The organism is Variovorax ginsengisoli (genome assembly GCF_030811835.1).
Lineage (GTDB): Bacteria > Pseudomonadota > Gammaproteobacteria > Burkholderiales > Burkholderiaceae_C > Variovorax > Variovorax ginsengisoli_C.
Window position 1 is genome coordinate 226,893 of record NZ_JAUSRO010000003.1, and the last position, 20,560, is coordinate 247,452.

The following is a 20,560-nucleotide window of genomic DNA, read 5'->3' on the forward strand; positions in this document are numbered from 1 at the left end:
ATTCACTCTCCCAGCCGGGCCGCCAGGCCCCCAGACCGTGACGCAGCCCTCCCACATCGCCCCTCCCGCCGTGACCGTTTTCGAGGGCGGCGACGCCCTGAGCGAGTTTCGCGCCCGCCAGCTCCTGCCGCAACTGCAGGCCATCGAGCCGCGCATCGAAGCCCTGCGTGCCCGCTTCGTGCATCTGGTGGTCACCGATGTGGCACCCGACGCGGCGGCAAGCGCGCGCTTTGCCGCGCTCCTGACCTATGGCGAGCCCTTCACCGCGCCCAAGGCGTCGACCACCCTGGTGGTCACGCCGCGCCTGGGGACCGTGTCGCCGTGGGCGTCCAAGGCCACCGACATCGCCCACAACTGCGGGCTGCTGCTGCGCCGGGTCGAGCGCGTGACGCAATACCACGTGGTCATGAAGTCGCCGCTGCTTGGCAAGGCACCCGTGCTCGAAGGCGACAAGCTGGCCGCCGTGGGCGCGCTGCTGCACGACCGCATGACCGAATCGGTACTGCAAGGCATCGAAGGCGCAGCGGCCTTGTTTGCCGAGCTGCCCGCCCAGCCGATGGCGCAGGTCGACGTGCTGACCGGTGGCCGCGCGGCCCTCGTCTCGGCCAACAGCACCTTCGGCCTGGCCCTGGCCGAGGACGAGATCGACTACCTGGTCGACGCCTTCACCCGGCTCGGCCGCAACCCGAGCGACGTCGAACTGATGATGTTCGCGCAGGCCAACAGCGAGCACTGCCGCCACAAGATCTTCAACGCCGATTTCGTGATCGACGGCGAGAAGCAGCCGATCAGCCTGTTCGGCATGATCCGCAACACCGAGAAGCTGAGCCCGCAGCACACCATCGTGGCCTACGCCGACAACGCGTCGATCATGGAAGGCACGCAGATCGAGCGCTTCGTGGCGGCCGATGGCGCGGCCAGCGGCAGCTACGAGAAGCAGGGCGCGCTGAGCCACGTGCTGATGAAGGTCGAAACGCACAACCACCCGACGGCCATCTCCCCGTTCCCCGGCGCATCGACCGGCGCTGGCGGCGAGATCCGCGACGAGGGCGCGACCGGCCGCGGCTCCAAGCCCAAGGCCGGCCTCACCGGATTCACCGTGTCGAAGCTGTGGCCCGAAGAGGGTCACTACGGCAAGCCCGAACACATCGCCAGCCCGCTGCAGATCATGACCGAGGGGCCGCTGGGCGGCGCCGCCTTCAACAACGAATTCGGCCGGCCGAACCTGCTGGGCTACTTCCGCGAGTACGAACAGGCGATCGTCAGCGACGCAGACACCGTGCAGCGTGGCTACCACAAGCCCATCATGATCGCGGGCGGGCTCGGCAGCATTGACGCCGACCAGACGAAGAAGATCCAGTTCCCCGCCGGCTCGCTGCTGATCCAGCTGGGCGGCCCCGGCATGCGCATCGGCATGGGCGGCAGCGCCGCCAGCTCGATGGCGACGGGCGCGAACGCGGCCGAACTCGACTTCGACTCGGTGCAGCGCGGCAACCCCGAAATCGAGCGCCGTGCGCAGGAGGTCATCAACCACTGCTGGCAGCAGGGCGCCGCCAACCCGATCCTGGCCATCCATGACGTGGGCGCCGGCGGCCTGTCGAATGCCTTTCCCGAACTGACCAACGACGCCGGCCGTGGCGCGCGCTTCGATCTGCGCGGCGTGCCGCTCGAGGAGTCGGGCATGGCGCCCAAGGAAATCTGGTGCAACGAGAGCCAGGAGCGCTACGTGCTGGCCATCGCGCCGGAGTCGCTCGAGCAATTCAAGGCCTTCTGCGAGCGCGAGCGCTGCCCGTTCGCGGTGGTCGGCGTGGCGACCGAAGAGCGCCAGCTGCTCCTGGTGGACGAGGGCGCCGCAGTGCAGCCCGTCGACATGCCGATGGACGTGCTGCTCGGCAAGCCGCCCAAGATGCTGCGCGACGTGAAGACCGTCGCGCGCCGGTTCAAGCCGCTCGACCTGACTGGCGTCGACCTGCAGAAGGCCGCCATCGACGTCCTGTCGCATCCGACCGTCGCGTCCAAGCGCTTCCTCATCACCATCGGCGACCGCTCCGTTGGCGGCATGAGCCACCGCGACCAGATGGTCGGCCCGTGGCAGGTGCCAGTGGCCGACTGCGCCGTGACGCTGGCCGACTACAGCGGCTTCGCTGGCGAGGCGATGAGCATGGGCGAACGCACGCCGTTGGCGGCGATCGACGCGCCGGCCTCCGGCCGCATGGCAGTGGCCGAAGCCATCACCAACCTGCTGGCTGCGCCGATCGAGCTCTCGCGCGTCAAGCTGTCGGCCAACTGGATGGCGGCCTGCGGCGAGCCCGGCGAGGACGCCGCGCTGTACGAGACGGTGAAGGCGGTCGGCTTGGAGCTGTGCCCGGCGCTGGGCATCTCGATCCCGGTCGGCAAGGATTCGCTGTCGATGCGCACGCAGTGGTCGGAAGGCGCTGAAAAGAAGAAGGTCACCTCGCCGGTGAGCCTGATCGTCACCGCCTTCGCCACGCTGGCCGACGTGCGCGGCACGCTCACGCCGCAGCTCGACCGTGAAGAGGCCGACACCACGCTGGTGCTCATCGACCTGGGCCGCGGTCAGCATCGCATGGCCGGCAGCATCCTGGCGCAGACGCTGGGGCAGAGCGGTGACACGGTCCCTGATCTGGATCGTCCCGAAGACCTGGTGAGTCTGGTCAAGGCCGTGAACGCACTGCGTGCCGACGGCAAGATCCTGGCGATGCACGACCGCAGCGACGGCGGCCTGTTCGCTACGGCCTGCGAGATGGCCTTCGCTGGCCACGTGGGCGTGGCGCTCAACGTCGACATGCTGGTCACCGAAGGCGACGGCATTTCCGACAGCCGCATGGAAACCGGCGATGCCAAGAACTGGGCGCAGCAGGTCAGCGCGCGCCGCGAGGAACTCACGCTCAAGGCGCTGTTCAGCGAAGAGCTTGGCATGGTGCTGCAGGTGCGCACCGCGGAGCGCAACGAGGTCATGCAGGTGCTTCGCGCGCATGGCCTGAGCGCGCGCAGCCACTTCGTCGGCAAGACGCGGCCGGGCAGCTCGACCATGGACGTTGGCAAGGGCAAGCTCGAAGTCTGGCGCGACGCCAAGTCGGTGTTCAGCGCCAGCCTGCACGACCTGCACCAGGTCTGGGACTCGGTCAGTTGGAAGATCGCCCGCGAGCGCGACAACCCGGTGTGCGCCGATGCCGAGCACGCCGCGGCCGGCGAGCCTTCGGATCCGGGCATGCACGTCTTTCTGCCGGCAGGCGGCCTCCAGGGGGAGGGCGCGGCCCTGGCTGCCCCGGCGATCCTTCAGGCGCGGCCGAAGGTGGCCATCCTTCGCGAGCAGGGCGTCAATTCCCATGTCGAGATGGCTTACGCGTTCACCGAAGCTGGCTTCGAGGCGTACGACGTCCACATGACCGACCTGCAGAGCGGGCGCGCGCAGTTGGCCGACTTCAAGGGCGTGGTCGCCTGCGGCGGATTCAGCTACGGCGACACCTTGGGCGCCGGCATCGGCTGGGCCCGCAGCATCACCTTCAACCCGACGCTGGCCGCGCAGTTCCAAGGCTTCTTCGGCCGGGCCGACACCTTCGGGCTGGGCGTGTGCAACGGCTGCCAGATGTTCGCCGAACTCGCCGAGATCATTCCCGGTGCCGAGGCCTGGCCCCGCTTCACAACCAACCAGAGCGAGCGCTTCGAGGCGCGGCTGTCGATGGTCGAGGTGCTCGAGTCGCCGAGCCTTTTCCTCGCGGGCATGGCGGGCAGTCGCCTGCCGATCGCCGTGGCGCATGGCGAGGGCTACGCGAACTTCAAGCACCGCGGCGACGCAACGCAGGCGATTGCCGCCATGCGCTTCGTCGACAACCACGGCGCAGCCACCGAGCAGTACCCGTTCAACCCGAACGGAAGTGCCGGCGGACTGACGGCTGTCACCACTGCCGACGGCCGCTTCACGGCCATGATGCCGCACCCCGAACGCGTGTTCCGCAACGTGCAGTCGAGCTGGACTTCGGGCGACGTGAATGCGTTCAGCCCGTGGATGCAGATCTGGCGCAACGCGCGAAAATGGGTCGGTTGAGCGTGGGCCTAAGCCGAGCGCCGCAAGTCGCCTGAACTCTGCTCGGCGACTGCGATCAGGCCCGGCAGTTCGCGCATGTCGGCGAACACGTCCATCGCGCCGGCTTCGGCGAGCCGCGCTGCATGCCCGGCGCCGATGTGGCTGCCGCCCAGGAAGCCCAGTACGCGCATGCCTGCCGCGCGGCCCGCTCGCACGCCGGTGAGGCTGTCCTCGATCACCAGGCAGTTGCGTGGATGCAGTCCCAGTTGGCGGGCCGCATGCAGGTAGGCATCGGGCGCCGGCTTGGGGCGGCCCACGTCCTCGGCGCTGTAGAGGTGCATGCCGGCCAGCGGCAGCAGCCCGGCTCGTTCGACGCTGCGCTGAAGGCGCGGGAAGGCGCTGTTGGAAACCACTGCCAGCGGCAACCCGAGGCGGCCGTAGACATCGGTCGTTCCCGGCACCGCGGGCGCCTGCTCGGCCACCTCGGCATCGATGCGCTGCTGCAGCGCGATGCGCTCGGCGGAGGTGAATGCGTGGCCGATGCGTTCTTCCATCAGACGGATGATGTCGATCAGCCGGCGGCCGAACATGTCCTGCGTGAAATCGCCGAGGTCCCCGCGTCCTAAGGCTGCCTGCATAACCTCGACCAGGATCGCGTCGGCGATCACCTCGCTGTCGACGATCACGCCGTCGCAGTCGCTCAGGATGCCCAGCACGCGCCGGCTCGATGCTTCCATTGCAGGCATGCTCACAGTTCGCAGATGCGTTTCTTGGCCGCCAGGATGGCGGCGGGGCTCATGCTCAGTTCGGTGACGCCCATCTCGATGAAGCGCGGCAGCAGGTCGAGGTTCGATGCGGCCTCGCCGCACACGCCGACCCAGATACCGGCGCGCTGCGCGGCGTGGCAGGTCATCTCGATGGCGGTCATCACGGCCGGATGCTCGGTGCGGTAGAGCGATGCGATGCGCGCATTGGCGCGGTCAGTCGCCATCACGTACTGGGTCAGGTCGTTGGTGCCAATCGAGAAAAAGGCGACTTCCGCCGCCAGTGCATCGGCCTGCAGCACCGCGGCCGGCGTCTCGACCATGATGCCCAACTCGAAGGCCGCGCATGCGGTGCCTTCGGCGCGCAGTTCGGCTTCGCACTGCGTGATCAGCGCCCGCACGCGGCGCACCTCTTCGAGCTCGCTGATCATCGGGATCATCACGCGCACGTTGCCGACCGTGGCGGCGCGCAGCAGGGCCCGCAGCTGCGGCTTGAAGATCTCGGGGCGGTCCAGGCACATTCGCACGCCGCGCCAGCCGAGGAAGGGGTTCTCCTCGCGCGGGAAGTCGATGCCCGCCACCGGCTTGTCGCCACCAATGTCGAGCGTGCGGATGATCACCGGGTAAGGATGAAAGGCCTCGGCCAGTTGGCGATAGACGGCCGCCTGCTCGTCCTCGGTCGGCAGCGTGCGTTGCTGCATGAACAGCAACTCGGTGCGGAACAAGCCGACGCCCATCGCGCCGGCGTCGCGCGCCAGCGGGATTTCATTGAGGGCGCCCAGGTTGGCCACCACCTCGATGGCACGGCCATCCCGGGTGCGCGGCTGCAGGTCGCGGTAGTGGTGCAGCGCGGCCTTGGCTTCGTGTTCGACGGCGATGCGCGACCGTACGTGCGCCTGTTGCTTGGCATCGGGGTTGACGATCACGCGACCACCGTCGCCGTCCACCGCCAGCGTGTGTGTCGTGTGCAGCGCGGCCTCGGGCAGCGGCACGCCCAGCACGGCCGGAATGCCGTGCGTGCGCGCCATGATTGCGACATGCGAGGTGGCCGAGCCGCCGATGCACACGAGGCCCAGCACCTTATCGATCGGCACCTGGGCGAACTCCCAGGCGCTCAGGTCGGCCGCGACCAGCACGCTGGGCTGTGCGATGTGCGACAGGTCGGGAAGCTTCTGGCCGAGCAGCGCTGCGACCAACTGGCGGGTCACGCCGCGGATGTCCTCGGCGCGCGCCCGCATGTAGGCGTCGGTCATGGCTTCGAAGGTCGCGGCCAGCACCTCGCCCACTCGCAACGTGACGGCCGCCGCATCGCCGCGGCCTTTGATGCCGCGGACGATGGCGCCGACATACTCTTCATCCTGTGCCACGTCGACCAGAGCCTGCAGGATCGCGCGATCCTGCGCCGACACCTTGGTATCGGCGGTCGCACGGGCCGCGGGCTGCACGAAGGCCATCAGCACGTTGCGGAAGCGATCGAGTTCTGCCCCGATCTCCGCCTCGTCGATCACCTGCCGCGTGGCCACCAAGGGCTGCGGCAGATAGACATGCACCGGGCCGATTGAGGTACCGCGGCTGCCGGGCACGCCGTGCACGCAGTTCGGCGCGTCCGCCACGGCGCCTTCGGGCGCTGCCGCGGGCGGCCTCGGCGGCGCGTCCGTGCCGGGCTGTAGCGCGTCGTCCAGGCCCGCGTTCGGGTCCTGCAGGTAATGCACCAACTGGGCCACGGCGGCGCTCTCGTCGCGGCCGTCTGCGCGCAGAACCACCTCGTCGCCTTCCTTGACCCCCAGCAGCATCAGCTTCACGGAACTCTTGGCATTTGCCGGCACGCCGCGGCAGATCAGCTCTACGCCGCAGTCGAAGCCTTTGGCCAGCTTGGCCATGCTGGCTGCGGGGCGGGTGTGCAACCCTTCGTGGACGCGGACGATGGTGGATGACTCGATCATGGCGAAGCGGGGAAAGCGGAAAGGAAAAAAGGGGCGCGCGCAGCGAGTGCCGCGCGCGCGGCGTCCGAATCAGTCAGTGATCAGGATGGTGTTGCCCGAGCGCATCTCGGCGCGCATCGCTGTCGTGTCGCACGGCTCGACACAGATCTCGCCGGGCCGTTCGGCCAGGCTCGCGCCGTTGAAGTTGAGCACCACGTGGCCGAGCTCGCGCACCTTGCTCCAGGCCGACGAGCCGACCGCGCTGACGCGCAGGGAAAGGTCACCCACAGACACCAGCGCGCCGACCGGCGGCGCCTGCGAGGGAACGTCGCCGTCCACGCGGTGCTGCACCGAGACCTCGGCCAGTGCCGACGGCGCACCGTCGGCATAAAGGATCAGCACGCCACCGTCGAGCAGGTCGGGCACCTCCTCGCCGATTTCGGTCACGGTGGTCGAGTAATAGATCATGAGGTCTCCTTGAAAAAAGTGCATTAGAGAATGAAGCTGGCCGCCCAGGCAATCGCTACCGACACCGGGCCCATGAGCTGGCGCGAGATCAGCACCGCGGGCACGCCGATGCGGATGGTGTCGGGCTTGGCTTCGCCGAGCGCGAGGCCGACCGGCACGAAGTCGCAGCCGACCTGGGTGTCGTAGGCGAACAGCGCGGGCAGTGCCATGGCGGGCGGGATGGTGCCGTTGGCGATCGCCGGTCCGATGATGGCCGCCCCGATCACCTGTGCGATCACCGCGCCCGGGCCGAGGATCGGCGACAGGAAGGGCAGGCCGCAGATGGCCGACAGCACCAAAAGGCCGAACACGTTGCCGGCCAGCGGCTCCAGAAGGTGTGCCAGCAACGTGCCAATGCCGGTCGAATTGATGATGCCGATCAGCATGGTCACGAAGGCCATGAAGGGCAGCACGTTGCGCAGCACCTGGTCGATCGACTTGCGGCCACTGTTGAACAGCACGTTGATCACGCCGCCCATGCCGCGCCCGATCGTAGTGATGAAGCCGATCAGCCCGCCCTGCGACACGGCCGCGGCGCCACCGCCGACCGATGCGGTGGCGGCAGCGGCACCGGCGAATCCTGCCGGGGCACCGCCGAAGCTGGTTGCTGCTGCTGCGCCTGCAGGCGCTGCGCTGCCGCCGTCGCTCAGGTTCTTCACCGTCACGCCGGACACGTAGATGTCTTCGGTAATGTAGTCGGCCAGCGGGCCGGACTTGCCCACGGGCGTCAGGTTGATCGTCGGGATGCGCTTGCGCGGGTACACGCCGCAGCGGGCGGTGCCGCCGCAGTCGACCACGACCGCTGCGACTTCGCTCTCGGGCGGCGGGGCGCGAAAGCCGTCGACCACCGTCGCACCCGTCATGGCGGCGAGCTGGCGCGCCACTTCCGGGATGTCGCCGCCGGTCACGGCCATGATCTTGTCGCGTTCGGCCGTCGGTGTGATGACCAGCGGGCCGCCCCAGCCCCCGGGGCCGCTGCTGACGGTGACCGACCTGAATGTTCTGTTCGACATGGATGTCTCCTCGTTTTTGTGGGTGATGGGTCCGTCGTCGATCAGAGTTCCACGCCTTCGCGCTTGGCGATGATGGCGGTGATCCATTCGGTCACGATGCCCTTGAGCAGGTTCACGACCAGGCCGACCAACAGATAGGCCAATGCGAGTTTGGCGAGCGAGAAGGGTGCGTTGCCGGTTTCCGCGAGCTTGGTGATGGCCGTCGCCACGCCGAGCCAGACGAACAACTCCCCCGGATTGCAGTGCGGGAACAGCCCGGTGATCGGGTGGCACAACGACACGGCCGAGTCGTAGAAGGCCGGCTTGTGCTTCTCTTCCACGAACATGCCGAAGGTGTAGGCCATCGGGTTGGTCAGAAAGAACATGGCCAGCAGCGGCAGCAGCGTATAGCGGGTCAGCACGTTGCCGGCGGCGAACTTGGCCAGCCGGTGCACCCGCTGCTCGCCGACCAGGCCGATCAGCGTATAGACCGCGGTGAGCAGCACGATCAGGGTCGGAAGGATGCCGGTGACGAAGCCGACGAAGGTCTTGCCGCCGGCGTTGAAGACGCCGATGAAGGCTTCGGCGCCGCGAGCGAGGAATTCAAAGGTGTCCATGTGTCTCCACCATTTTTAGTATGCGTTGGGATGGGGCGAGGCCGTTCTGGCCATCGGGAACGATCGGGAAAAAAGAGAGGGTGTGAGAAGTCATCCTTTTTTTGCGCGCACCTCCTCGACCTGCGTGATCGCCTGCCGCACCGCGCGGGCCAGTTTGCTGTCGTCGGTTCCGGGTGCGTAGCGGCGGGCGAGCTCGGCCAGCGACCCCTGCTGCATGCCGGCGAGCGGCTTGAAGCGCGCGAAGACCGTGATGCCCGACATCGTCTGAAGGCTGCGGACTTCGAGATCGGGCGACACTTCCAGCAGCGCGATGACGCCGAAGCCGAAGCGCGGCTGCGCCCGCCCCATGCCGACGTAGCCATCGCCCCAGCGGCGGGTGGCGTGGCCGAGTGCGGTGCGGTAGTTCTTCCACTGAATCCAGGACCCGACGATCTGCAGCGTCCAGAACAGCAGCAACATCAGCAGGGCGCTTTGGGTGAATTGCATCTATGTCTCCTCAGGCGGATACGATGTCCGAAGGGTTGAAGGGTCACTCGCAGCCGGCGGCTGTCCGGCTGATCGATGGTACATTTGTGTTTTTGCAAGTCAATATGTTCAATACCGGGGTGTTCATCGAGGAGAGCCTTCCATGCTGGATGTCGATTTAGCGATCCGATGGGGCAGCGAGCCGCAGTTGCCCGATCTGCTCGGACGATGGCGCTGGTTCCGCGACGCGATACCGCCGATCCTGCAGGCGTCGGCCGGCAATGCTGGCGCCACTGATCCCGTGGCGGTCGACATCGATGCCCTCGGCAAGAGCTTCTGGGCGTGGGCCGCCGCGCTGGACCGCGACCGCGGTTTGGCGCCCCTCGACCCGGTGGACTTCTCCCACTTCCTGAGCGGCCAGCTGCTCTATCAGTTGATCGTGCACCACCCCGTCGTGCTGCCTCATGGGGAGCGCAGCCGTGAGCTGTTCGCGCTGACCCGCACCGTGCTGACGGTGCTGGCGGCATGGCGCATGTCGATCGGCGCGCCGATGCCGGTTCTCCAGGTGCAGGACGAGCATTCGGTCCACTGGCCCAGCTTCCTCGAAAACACGGCCGAGGACGCGAGCAGCGCCGTGTCCTTCCTCGACCTGTTTACCGGACTCGAGCCGGTCTGGCAGGCGCCGCTCCTCATCGCCGAACGTCCCGCCGTGCGGCGTGCACTGGCGCAGCGCGTGCAGGCGCACGCGCCGGGCGCCGTGCAGGACGCGCTGCCCAGCTCGGGCGGTTGAGGGGCCGCGGCGGGTGTTCATGAGGCGGTGCCTGCACGCACCTGCTCGACCAGCAATTCCGCCACCAGCGATACGGCCTCGATCTGCGGCAGATGGCCGACATTCGGGATCAGGTGCAGCGCGACGCGTCCGGACACGCCGGTCGCATGCGATGCCGGAACGATCCGGTCCGCCACACCCCAGATCAGCTTGACCGGCACACGCAATGCTTCGAGCGTTTCGCGCAGGCTTTCCGCCTGCTGACCTTCGGGCATGAGCTCGCCGGCCAGGGCCGACAACGCGGCCTGGCGGCCGGGCGCCTGCAACTGCTGGAACGCGGTAGCGACGAAGGAGCCGGTGAGGGCGGCCGAATCGTGGAACAGCGCACTCAGGGTCGCCTTCAGCGATGCTTCCGTATCCGCACGTGTCAGGCCCTCGATGAAGCCGCGGTCGATCTCCGCGCCGAGCCCCGCGGGCGCCAGCAGCGTGAGCGAGCGCACCCGCTCCGGTTGCGCCGCAGCCAATGCGAGCGCAACACCGCCGCCCAGCGAATGGCCCAGCACGTGACAGGCCGTGATGCCTTCCTGGTCCAGCCGGCGGCCAACCGCTTCAGCGATGTTCTTGAGCGATTCGACCGGCAGCGCGGGCGATTTGCCATGATGTGGCAGGTCGATACCGACGAGCGGGAGTTGCGACGGCAACTGCTGCGCCAACGGTCGCCACGAGCCGTGGTCGGCGCCGAAGCCGTGCAGCAGCAGTACGGGCAACCCGTTGCCGCGCTGCCACCAGTGCAGATGGAGCGACGGTCCGCTTCCGTCTGCTTCGCGCGTCGACTGAGTGTTGGGCACGTCGCAACCGAGTATGCGACCGTGCGGACCGCTGCCGCTCAGCGCGTTCAGGTCGATCCCGCGCTCTCGGGCCAGGCTGCGGGCGAGCGGTGTGGCGCGCAGCAGTGCAGTGCGGTCGTTCGGCGTGACGTCGGCGGCACGCCGGCCGGTGTCGACCGTCGTTGCGGGTTTCGCCGCGGTTGCAGCGTCTGACGATGCGGGCGCTAGTGCCGCGCCTTGGCCACTCGCTGCCGCTGCCGGGGCCATGTCGGCGTGCGCTGCAGCCTCGCCCGGCGCCCGGATCCACGCCACCACCTGGCCCACCGGGATCGCCACGCCGAGTTCCGCATGAATGCTGTCGATCACCCCGTGGGCCGTCGATTCCACTTCCATCGTCGCCTTGTCGGTCTCGATTTCGAACAGCACCTGACCTTTGGTGACGGTGTCGCCGTTCTTCACGTACCAGAGGGCGATCTTGCCCTCTGCCATGTCCATGTCGACGCGCGGCAGGATGACTTCGGTCACCATGTTCAAGTCCTTCCGTGCACCGTGCGGCGCACCGCGGCGACGATGTCGGGCACCTGCGGCACGGCGGCGCGTTCGAGGTCGGGGTTGTAGGGCAGCGGGCAGTCGGCGCCGCCCAGGCGCACGATCGGTGCGTCCAGCCGGTCGAAGGCCGCGCTCTCGGCGATGGCGGCGCTGACCTCGGTGCCGATGCCGAATTGCTTGGTGCCTTCGTACACGCACACCAGGCGTGTGGTCTTGGTGACGCTGTCGATCACGGTGCCGTAGTCCATCGGCCGCAGCGAGCGCAGGTCGATCACCTCGACCGAGATGCCTTCGGTGGCCAATTGCGTGGCGGCTTCGAGCGCCTTGTGCACCATGATCGAATTGGCCGCAATCGTGACCTGATCGCCGGTGCGCCGCACCCGCGCCTGGTGCAACGGCTCGGTGTAGTAGCCCTCGGGCACCGGGCCCTTCATCTTGTAGAGCAGCTTGTGCTCGAAGAACATCACTGGGTCCGGGTCCTCGATGGCTGCCAGCAGCATGCCCTTGGCATCGTGCGGCGTGCTCGGCTGAACTACCTTCAGGCCGGGCACGTGCGCCAGCCAGGCTTCCAGGCTCTGGCTGTGCTGCGCGGCGGCGCCAGTGCCGGAGCCGCTCGGGAATCGCATCACCAGCGGCACCGAGGCCTTGCCGCCCAGCATGAAGCGGATCTTCGCGGCCTGGTTGACGATCTGTTCCATCGCCAATGCCGAGAAGTCCGAAAACTGGAACTCGAACACCGGTCGACGACCGAGCAGCGCCGCACCGACGGCCACGCCGGCACCGCCGAGTTCGGAGATCGGCGTGTCGATCACGCGCGACTCGCCGAAGCGATGCACCAAGTCGCCCGTGACCTGGAAGGCGCCGCCGTAGACGCCGATGTCCTCGCCCATCAGGAACACGCGCTCGTCGCGCTCCATGGCGATGGCCAGCGCTTCCTGGATGGCTTGCGAGTAACTGAGCTCGCGGGCTTCGACCTCAACCGACATGTGCTGACTCCCCGGGTGCTTTGGCATAGACGAAGGACGTGAGACTCGACAGCTCGGGCGCCGGGCTGTCCTTGGCGAACTCGATGCCCTCGGCGATCTCGCGCTCGACGCTGGCGACCAGTGCCGCGACCTGGGGTTCGTCGATCAGGCCGTGCGACATCAGCGTGTGCTGGAAGCGGCCGATCGGATCGCGCGCGATCCACGAATCGATCTCTTCCTTGGTGCGATAGCGGTTGCGATCGCTTTTTGAGTGGCCGCGGTGGCGGTAGGTCAGGCATTCGAGCAGCGACGGACCCTGTCTGCTGCGTGCGCGGTCGACAGCCGTCGCCGACGCCTCGGCCACGGCGGCGAAGTCATTGCCGTCGACGGTCACGCCTGGCATGTCGTAGGCCTGGGCGCGTTGGGCGATGCGCTTGACCGCGGTGGAGCGCTCGGTCGAGGTCGACATCCCGTATTGGTTGTTCTCGCACACGAACACCACCGGTAGCTTCCAGATCGCCGCCATGTTGAGGCTCTCGTGGAAGGCGCCCTCGTTGTTCGCGCCGTCGCCGAAGAAGCTCACCACCACCTGCGGCCGCTTTTCCTGCTGCAGGGCGAGGGCGGCGCCCACCGCGATTGGCAGGCCGCCGCCCACGATGCCGTTCGCGCCGAGGTTGCCGGTCGCCAGGTCGGCGATGTGCATCGAGCCGCCGCGACCGCGGCAGTAGCCCGTGTCCTTGCCGAAGAACTCGGCGAACATGAATTTCGGCTCGGCACCCTTGGCGATGCAGTGGCCGTGGCCGCGGTGGGTCGAGGTGATGTAGTCGGCGCGTTCCAGCACCGAGCACACGCCGACCGCGCTGGCCTCCTGACCGATCGACAGGTGCATCGTGCCGTGTACCAGGCCGCGCATGTAGGCCTGCTCGGCGCCTTCCTCGAACTGGCGGATCAGGTACATCTGGCGCAGGAAGCCCTGCAGTGCCTGCGGGCTGAAGCGCTCGAAGATGCGCGGGATGCCTTCGGTGCCGACGGTGGCGGTCATGCGGCGACTCCTGCCTTGCCGTAGATCAGCTCGTCCTGCCGGCGGCGCAGCTCGACGATACGCGAGGTGGCATCGACCGCCGTGTTGGCGTAGGTCAGCAGTTCGCCCTTGCGGATCGGCTGCAGCACCGTGCCCTGCTCGAGCAGCCCGCAAGGCACTGCGCCGTCGCGGCGCGCGTCCTCCGCCGTCATGGCCCAGGCTCGGTAGGTGTATTCGCCGATGGCATCGAGCTTGTCGCCGGGACGCAGGTCGCGCTTGGCCACCGCGCACACTTCGGCGGTCGGCTTGGCGATCGGCGCCATGTCGGCACGGCCGTAGAGCACGGCGCGCGCGCAGGTCAGTGGCACCTCGAAGGCGCACAGGTGGTAGGGCCGGTAGAAGGTGTAGTAGGGGCCCTTGCCGAGCTTGAGGTAGTCCATGCGCTCGCGCAGCCGCGGGTGCGCCATCTCGGCCACCACGAACACGCCTGGCGCTACGCCCTTGCCGATGGTGTAGTCGACCACGCCCTTACGCGTCAGAATGCCGCCGTCCTCGATCGGGCAGAGCACCTGGTGCAGCTCGTCCAGGCCGGCAGCCGGACCGTGCATGCCGGGCACGTCGGGCACCAGGCCGGTCGCGTTGGCTATGGCGCTCATCTCGACCGCCGTCTTGGAGCCGTCGACGAACTCCACCAGCATGCGCGGGTTGAGGTGCTTGCTGCGCGCCTCCTCGGCATAGTCGTCGGGCGTCGCGTCGATGTTCAGCGGGTTGTTCTTGCCCTTGCCCGCGGCGACCACGGGATAGCCCAGGGCCGAGACGAACTGGATCAGCTCGATGGTCGAGCTCGGCTCGTCCCCGGCGCCCAGCGAGTAGATCACGCCCAGGCGATCGGCCTCGTGCTTCAGATAGGCGCCGATGGTCACGTCGGCCTCGACGTTCATCATCACCAGGTGCTTGCCGTGCTCCATGGCCGACAGCCCAATGGTCGCGCCGACGGCGGGCTTGCCGGTGGCGTCGACCACCACGTCGATCAGTTCGCTGCGGCAGACGAACTGCGCGTCTTGTGTGACGGCGATGCGCCCGCCGTGGACCGCGTCATCGAACGCCGGCTGCGAGTCGGTCACGCGGTGCGCATCCGGGCCGTGCCCGGCCTCCTGCAGTGCCGCGATGGCCGCCGGCACGTGGATGTCGGCGATTGCCGCGACCACGATGCCGCGCATCTGCAGCACCTGGGTGACGATGTCGCCGCCCATCATCCCGGAGCCGATGAGCCCGATCCGGATGGGCTTGCCCGTCTGGGCACGCAATTGCAGATCGGCTGCAAGGCCGCTGGGAATGAAACCGTTCAAGGGATTCTCCGGGAGTGAATGCGCTGTAGGCGGTGTCGCGCTGTGGTTGAACATTTGAATTGTATTTTGTCACTATGTTCATTTGACAAGCAAGACGCGTCGACCCCGTGGAATCCCTTAGACGTTGGAGAAACACGCAGGAAGCCCTGGGCGGCGCCTTGTTGCGAGGCGCCGCTTCAGGAACGATAGGGGTGTGGGGGTGCAGCAGCGGCGTTGATGCGCCGCTGCTGCCTGGCGCTCAGGCGGCGTCGAGCTCGAGGATGCGGGACGCGGCCGCCTCGTCCGTCACGAGCACGGTGGGCTTGACCAGCCGCAGCGCCCCCAGCATCGCGGGTGCCTTGTCGAGGCCGCCCGACGCGATGATCCGCTGCGACACCCGCTGCAGCGTGCTGGTAGGGATGGCCATCACGCAGTCGTGGATGGGGTGGTCGATCAGCTTTCCCTGCGCATCGAAATAATGGAACAGCACCTCGCCGACTGCGCCGTTCTGGATCATCGAGCGACGCAGCGCGTCCGACACGAATCCGTCGCGGTAGGCCGTGCCGGTGGGCTCGAGGTTGCCTACGCTGATGAGCACGGCGTCGAGCGACTTGGCGCGCTCGAAGCCTTCGCCCAGGCCGCAGCGTTCGATGAGTGACTGGCGTGTCTGCGGTGTGTCGACGATGGCCGGTGCGGGCAGCAGGTAGCACTCGGCCTGGAACAGGCTCGAGAAGCGCCAGGCGAACTCCGACGGGTTCGACCGCTTGACCCGCGTGATGCCGCCCAGCAGCGACACCACCGACATGTCGGCCAGTGGAGATTCGTGGATGTAGCGCAGCGACTCGTGCAGCGTGCGGCCCCAGCCCACGCCGATCTTCATGCCGGCCCGCACGAAGTTCGACAAGTAGAGCCCCGTGGCCGCGCCGATCGACTTGCTCGGGTCGGCGTCGGGGCCGAGCATCGGCACCACGATCGCTTCGCGGAGGCCGAAGCGCTTTTCCAGTTCGCGTTCGAGCCGAACGCATTCCGAGAGCCCGCTCTCGATGCTGAACTTGACCTCATGGCGGTCGCGCGCGTCCGACAGCAGCCGCACGACCGTCACGCGGCCGACGCCGAGCTGCTGGGCGATCTCGTTCTGCGTCATCTCCTCGATGAAGTACATCCAAGCGGCCCGAAGGCGCATGCGTCGCGTACGCGCACTGGCGAGGTTGCGGTCTGCGGCCGGGGCGTCGAATTCGGCGCCGTCGTCGAGGGCCGGGCTCGGCTTGGTCTTTTTAGTCAAAGGAGTACGCTCGCGTCGCTGAAGTTCAGCCCGTTCCGGGCTCATACGACTATGCTACTAAAAGCAAACTGGATGAACAGGAGTTCATGATGGAGAACAACGGTTGCCCGCCCAAATTTGAATTGCCCCTGCGCGCAGACGACATGGGATTGGCGGTGAAAGACGGCGTGCGCGAAGTGCGTTTCAATCTGCGGCAGGGTGCTCGGCGACTGCTCCAGGGCGCGCAGGCCGCGGCGGAGGACCGAGGGTCCGTCTCAGGGCCCCTGGCGCTGTTGGGCGAGCCGTTGGAGCGCGCGATGCGGACCACGGCCCGCTTGCTGCGGACAGTCGATCGTGCGGCGGTCGATCTGCTGTCTTCCGACGGCGCCTATCGCGCGCTGGAAGTCCCGTTGTGTTCCTCGGGATCCTACTTCGACAACGGCGTGGAATCCAGCGCGTTGCGACGTTTCACGCAGGATCACTACTGGCGCTACCGTCATTGGCTGGCGATGAAAGGGCGCACGGATGTGTTCGTCAGGGAGCAGGGCATCGAACGCGCGGGGCATTGGCTCGGCAGCGAATCGGCCGCTGTGGAGCGTGACAGGTTCGGACTGCTGGCACATGCCATTCTGGCGCTAGCAAAGTCGGACATTCTGGTGCCAGCAGCCCTACCCGAGCGTGAGGGCCTCCTTGCGACGGCGGAGTTGGCCTGGCAGGCCGCTGTCTGCACGGTGCTGGCCGGTGAGATCGCGGTGGGCCTGCCGGAACTGACGCCGAAGGAACAAACCATCACCGCGTTGTGGATGGCCGACGAGATCGTGGGCGCAACGCGAGATGCTTGGGGAAGCGACTTGGCTGTCGGTGCATCAGCGACCGGTCTGGCCCGCTGGATGCGCTTCGCGCTGCGCCACGTCTGAGGCGCGAAGCGCGCGCTGCGTTGTTGTCAATCCGGCGTCGGGACGGGTTCCCTCACTGGCCGAATGCGCACCGCGCCCCACACGCCGGCGATCAGCAATCCGATCCCGAACAGGGCCACGCCGTCAGGCCATGTGCCACGCAGCAGAAAAGCGTAGAGCAGCGCCGCCAGCGTCTCGAACACGATGAGCTGCCCCACCAATGCGGTGGGCAGCCGCTGGCTGGCGGCGTTCCAGCACAACGTGCCCACCCACGATGCAAACAGGCCGATGGCGGCCATGAGGCCCACGAAAGTCCACGGGCGTGGCCCCAAGGGCGCCACGACGGCCCCGGCGGGCGACGATGCCAGCTCCCATGCGAGGTAGACCACGTAACCCAGGAGCGCCAGCGGCAAGGTGGTCAAGCCCTGGGCGGTGGCCCAGGTGCGTGCGTTGCGGTCTGGATGGGCGCGCATCCAGTCGCCGTTGCGCAGGGGATACCACGTCCAGCACGCCACTGCGCCCAGGGCGCACATCGCACCTTGGAAATAGCGGCTCCGCTCGGCCGCAGACTCGCGCGAGAGCGCCTCGAATTCGACCTGGTTGACACAGGCGATGCCCGTCAGGATGACCAGCAGGGCCGGTGTCAGCCATCGCCAGGGCAGTTGCCCGTCACGTGCCGGATTGCGCAGGTTGGCTGTGATGGCGATGACCACCGGCAGCGTACCGATGATCATCGTCGGCAGTGGCGCGCCCGCCCGCTGGATCGCGCTGGAGAGAAACATGTAATAGAGCAGGTTGCCCACTGCTGAAAGCTTGAGCGCCTCCGTCCAGTCGGCGCGGGTGAGACGCCGCAATTCGCGGCGATCCCACCAGGCCATCGGCAGGGCGATCAGGCCGAAGGCCATGTAGCGCCCCACCGTGTGCAGCGCCGGCGGATATTCGGGCAGGAGGAGGGGGCCGACAAACACCAGACCCCACATCAAACCTGCCGTCAACGCGAATGCCACGCCTGCTCCCATTGCCTTGCCCTTCCGATGCCTTGTAGTCAGCCTGCATCTTGGCGACAGGTCGAGCCGCTGTCTTGTACCAGCTTGCGCTGGTGCACGACGGGGAGGCGATCAGCTCACTTGCCGCTGGTAGCGCGACGGGGTGACCCCATACCGGCGCGCGAACGCCCGTGTCAGATGGGCCTGATCGGTGAGCCCTGCCGCTGCCGCCACTTCGGCCGGCGGCAGGCGCAGCGCCAGCATCTGCTTGGCCGCAAAAAGGCGCAAGGCCATCAACATCTGGTGGGGAGTGACGTGGTATTGCGCCTTGAACTTGCGAAGGAAGTGAAAAGGGCTCAGTTGCACGACTGCCGCCAGGTCGGCCAGCAAGATGCGCTCACGCAGCGTTGCGCGCATGTAGTCGAGGACCGGGTCCAGGCGTGCCGCCCCCCCGTCGCGCGCAGGCCCGGCGCCGGTGCGAGCCAGGGGGCGCAGCGCGCTCATGAATTCCAGCAGCAGCCCATCGGCCTCGAGCCTGTCGTCGCATTGCCAGAGTCGACGATGCAGCAACGCGATGCGCTGCGCCAAGCCAGGATGGCGCGACGTCACCACGTCGTCGAACGACCAGTGCGCCTCGCCGCTGAGCTCGTCGACCAGCACGGGATCGACGTAAAGCATCCGATAGCGCCAGCCGTCCGAAGTTTCGGCACGGCCGGTGTGCAACATGTCCGGATGCATCGTCACGATGGACTGCGGGGCGGCCAAATGGTCCGTCCCGCCATACCGGAAGCGCTCGACGCCGGCCTCGATCATGCCCAGGCCGTACGCCTGGTGCGTGTGCGGCTCGAAGGCGCGCTGCGTGATGTGCGCCCGGTACAGTTCCACGCCCGCCAGGCCGGGCACGCTCCGAAATTCGGCCTGGTCCACCCGCGCGCTTACTCCACCTTGGCTTTGGCGCGGAGTTCTTCCTGGAACTTCTGCAGCTTCTGCTGCTGCAGCTGCTGGGTGATCTGTGGCTTGACTTCGTCCAGCTTGGGCAACTGCGCATCGCGCACTTCGTCCACACGGATGATGTGATAGCCGAACTGCGACTTGACCGGCACCTGCGTCATTTCGCCGGGCTTGAGCTTGACCATCGCTTCCGAGAACTCGGGCACGAAGCTCGCGGGGCTGGCCCAGTCGAGGTCGCCGCCGTTGGCGCCCGATCCAGGGTCCTTCGATTGCTTCTTGGCGATGTCCTCGAAGCTGCCGCCCTTCTTGACGTCGGCAATGATCTTCTTGGCCTGGTCTTCGGTTTCCACCAGGATGTGGCGCGCCTTGTATTCCTTGCCGCCATTGGCCGCAACGAACTTGTCGTATTCGGCCTTCACTTCGGCATCGGTCACCGGGCTGGTCTTGCGGTAGTTGTCGAACAGCGCGCGGATCATGATGGCCTGACGCGCGATTTCCAGCTGGTTCTTGTAGTCGTCGGTGGCATCGAGCCCTTGCTTTTGGGCTTCCTGCATGAAGATTTCGCGCGCAATGACTTCATCGCGCAGCTGGTTCTCCATCTCGGGCCCAACGGGGCGGCCGGCCGCGGCGAGCTGCTGCGCCAGCGCTTCCATGCGTGCCTTCGGCACGGCCTTGCCATTCACAATCGCCACGTTCTGTGCCAGGGCGCCTGCGGCGGCGAGAGTCATCACGGCGGCGACCGCAACGGTCTTCAGGTTGAAGTGTTTCATTTAGGGGGAAAAGTCCTCGGGACTCTGAGAGTGATGGCGCGCAAAGCGCGGATGGGGAAGACGTTGTCTCTTGCGGCTGTCAGGCGCCGACCTGTGGGCCTGAAGCCTAGAGCGTTTCGATGGCGATGGCGTGAACGCCTTGAGCAATGAAAAAGTGCAATGCATCATACACAAGCCGATGCCGCGCAACGCGCGTCTTTCCATCGAACAGTGGCGATGCGACACGCACCCTGAAATGCGTGCCGTAGCCCTCGACACCGGCGCCGGAATGGCCGGCGTGCGAGGCACTTTCGTCGATCACCTCGAGATACGTGGGTTGCAAGCTGCTGCGCAGCACGGCATCGAGGTCAGTGGCGTGGGGCAGGCTCATGCGGTCGGCTTGTCGTCGGATTTCAGGTGAGGCGAAATGTACAGCCCCTGGGCCAGCAGGAAGACGATCGGGAACGCGTAGCCCCAGAGCTTGAAGTTGACCCAGGCTTCGGTGCTGAAGTACATCGCCACGTAGGCGTTGATGGCCGACATGAAGAGGCAGTAGGCGATCCAGCCGATGTTCAGGTTCGACCATACGCGCGTGGGCAACTGCAGCTGGCTGCCCAGCATGGCCTGCAGCACGTTCTTGCGAAAGCCCCAGTAGGCGACGACCAGGGCCACGGCCATGGCGCCGTAGAGCACCGTCGGCTTCCACTTGATGAAACGATCGTCATGCAGCACCAGGGTGAGCGTGCCGAACAGCAGAATCAGCGCCAGCGTCACCTTCTGCATGGTCTGCAGTTTGCGCTCCATGGCATAGATGATGACCATCTGAACTACGGTGGCGGCCATGAGAACGCCGGTGGCGGTGTAAATGTCGGAGAGCTTGTACGCGCCGAAAAACAACAGGATCGGAAAGAAGTCGAGCAGAATTTTCATGGATGGGCGTTCA

At 67.0% G+C, this 20,560-nt stretch carries 19 protein-coding genes; 3 read left to right on the forward strand and 16 right to left on the reverse strand.

The genetic code is table 11. The annotated features are described in order from the left end of the window. Window positions 1-37 precede the first annotated feature (37 nt). Window positions 38-4,069 (forward strand): phosphoribosylformylglycinamidine synthase, encoded by a 4,032-nt coding sequence (gene purL / locus J2W36_RS05350; RefSeq protein WP_307688644.1) that lies wholly within the window; start codon window positions 38-40, stop codon window positions 4,067-4,069. Between the two features lie 8 nt (window positions 4,070-4,077). Here the strand turns inward: purL and J2W36_RS05355 are convergent, their stop codons facing one another. The 6 genes from J2W36_RS05355 to J2W36_RS05380 form a co-directional block, all read right to left on the reverse strand. After that, complete coding sequence (locus tag J2W36_RS05355; RefSeq protein WP_307688645.1) at window positions 4,078-4,794, reverse strand: HAD family hydrolase; 717 nt, start codon at window positions 4,792-4,794, stop codon at window positions 4,078-4,080. Window positions 4,795-4,796: 2 nt separating this feature from the next. Continuing rightward, window positions 4,797-6,755 (reverse strand): phosphoenolpyruvate--protein phosphotransferase, encoded by a 1,959-nt coding sequence (gene ptsP, locus J2W36_RS05360; protein ID WP_307688646.1) that lies wholly within the window; start codon window positions 6,753-6,755, stop codon window positions 4,797-4,799. A gap of 69 nt (window positions 6,756-6,824) precedes the next feature. After that, the gene (locus tag J2W36_RS05365) at window positions 6,825-7,202 is read right to left on the reverse strand and encodes a PTS glucitol/sorbitol transporter subunit IIA (RefSeq protein WP_307688647.1); all 378 of its coding nucleotides are present in this window, start codon (window positions 7,200-7,202) and stop codon (window positions 6,825-6,827) included. 23 nt (window positions 7,203-7,225) lie between these two features. Next, window positions 7,226-8,254, reverse strand: a complete 1,029-nt coding sequence (srlE, locus tag J2W36_RS05370) for a PTS glucitol/sorbitol transporter subunit IIB (RefSeq protein WP_307688648.1) — start codon at window positions 8,252-8,254, stop codon at window positions 7,226-7,228. Between the two features lie 41 nt (window positions 8,255-8,295). Continuing rightward, the gene (srlA, locus tag J2W36_RS05375; protein WP_307688649.1) at window positions 8,296-8,850 is read right to left on the reverse strand and encodes a PTS glucitol/sorbitol transporter subunit IIC; all 555 of its coding nucleotides are present in this window, start codon (window positions 8,848-8,850) and stop codon (window positions 8,296-8,298) included. 90 nt (window positions 8,851-8,940) lie between these two features. After that, window positions 8,941-9,336, reverse strand: coding sequence for a transcriptional regulator GutM (locus J2W36_RS05380; RefSeq protein ID WP_307688650.1), 396 nt, complete (start codon window positions 9,334-9,336; stop codon window positions 8,941-8,943). A 142-nt stretch (window positions 9,337-9,478) separates the two neighbouring features. Here J2W36_RS05380 and J2W36_RS05385 point away from each other — a divergent pair, with 142 nt between their 5' ends. Next, window positions 9,479-10,105 carry a hypothetical protein gene (locus tag J2W36_RS05385; protein ID WP_307688651.1) on the forward strand — a complete coding sequence of 209 codons (627 nt, stop codon included), beginning with the start codon at window positions 9,479-9,481 and terminating at the stop codon, window positions 10,103-10,105. A 17-nt stretch (window positions 10,106-10,122) separates the two neighbouring features. Here the strand turns inward: J2W36_RS05385 and J2W36_RS05390 are convergent, their stop codons facing one another. From J2W36_RS05390 to J2W36_RS05410, 5 genes are all read right to left on the reverse strand, one after another. Next, the gene (locus tag J2W36_RS05390; RefSeq protein ID WP_307688652.1) at window positions 10,123-11,439 is read right to left on the reverse strand and encodes an acetoin dehydrogenase dihydrolipoyllysine-residue acetyltransferase subunit; all 1,317 of its coding nucleotides are present in this window, start codon (window positions 11,437-11,439) and stop codon (window positions 10,123-10,125) included. Between the two features lie 2 nt (window positions 11,440-11,441). Further along, window positions 11,442-12,446, reverse strand: coding sequence for an alpha-ketoacid dehydrogenase subunit beta (locus J2W36_RS05395; RefSeq protein WP_307688653.1), 1,005 nt, complete (start codon window positions 12,444-12,446; stop codon window positions 11,442-11,444). Then, window positions 12,436-13,467, reverse strand: a complete 1,032-nt coding sequence (locus J2W36_RS05400; protein WP_307688654.1) for a thiamine pyrophosphate-dependent dehydrogenase E1 component subunit alpha — start codon at window positions 13,465-13,467, stop codon at window positions 12,436-12,438. The genes J2W36_RS05395 and J2W36_RS05400 overlap by 11 nt, the downstream gene beginning before the upstream one ends. Next, on the reverse strand, window positions 13,464-14,795 hold the full coding sequence (locus tag J2W36_RS05405; RefSeq protein ID WP_307688655.1) for an NAD(P)H-dependent oxidoreductase: 1,332 nt from the start codon (window positions 14,793-14,795) through the stop codon (window positions 13,464-13,466). Before J2W36_RS05405 ends, J2W36_RS05400 begins: the two co-directional genes overlap by 4 nt. 238 nt (window positions 14,796-15,033) lie before the next feature. Continuing rightward, entirely contained in the window at window positions 15,034-16,056 is a 1,023-nt protein-coding gene (locus J2W36_RS05410) for a sugar-binding transcriptional regulator (RefSeq protein ID WP_307688656.1), read from the reverse strand. An 86-nt stretch (window positions 16,057-16,142) separates the two neighbouring features. On the opposite strand from J2W36_RS05410, the gene J2W36_RS05415 reads away from it, so the two are divergent. Beyond that, window positions 16,143-16,952, forward strand: a complete 810-nt coding sequence (locus J2W36_RS05415; protein WP_307688657.1) for a hypothetical protein — start codon at window positions 16,143-16,145, stop codon at window positions 16,950-16,952. A 26-nt stretch (window positions 16,953-16,978) separates the two neighbouring features. Here the strand turns inward: J2W36_RS05415 and J2W36_RS05420 are convergent, their stop codons facing one another. The 5 genes from J2W36_RS05420 to J2W36_RS05440 form a co-directional block, all read right to left on the reverse strand. Beyond that, window positions 16,979-17,950 (reverse strand): DMT family transporter, encoded by a 972-nt coding sequence (locus J2W36_RS05420; RefSeq protein WP_307688658.1) that lies wholly within the window; start codon window positions 17,948-17,950, stop codon window positions 16,979-16,981. Window positions 17,951-18,049: 99 nt separating this feature from the next. Further along, window positions 18,050-18,844: an AraC family transcriptional regulator gene (locus J2W36_RS05425; protein WP_307688659.1), complete on the reverse strand. Its 795-nt coding sequence runs from the start codon at window positions 18,842-18,844 to the stop codon at window positions 18,050-18,052. 8 nt (window positions 18,845-18,852) lie between these two features. After that, window positions 18,853-19,638, reverse strand: a complete 786-nt coding sequence (locus J2W36_RS05430) for a foldase protein PrsA (protein ID WP_307688660.1) — start codon at window positions 19,636-19,638, stop codon at window positions 18,853-18,855. Window positions 19,639-19,744: 106 nt separating this feature from the next. Beyond that, window positions 19,745-20,008, reverse strand: a complete 264-nt coding sequence (locus J2W36_RS05435; RefSeq protein ID WP_307688661.1) for a BolA family protein — start codon at window positions 20,006-20,008, stop codon at window positions 19,745-19,747. Further along, window positions 20,005-20,547, reverse strand: a complete 543-nt coding sequence (locus tag J2W36_RS05440; protein WP_307688662.1) for a septation protein A — start codon at window positions 20,545-20,547, stop codon at window positions 20,005-20,007. Before J2W36_RS05440 ends, J2W36_RS05435 begins: the two co-directional genes overlap by 4 nt. Window positions 20,548-20,560: the final 13 nt, after the last annotated feature.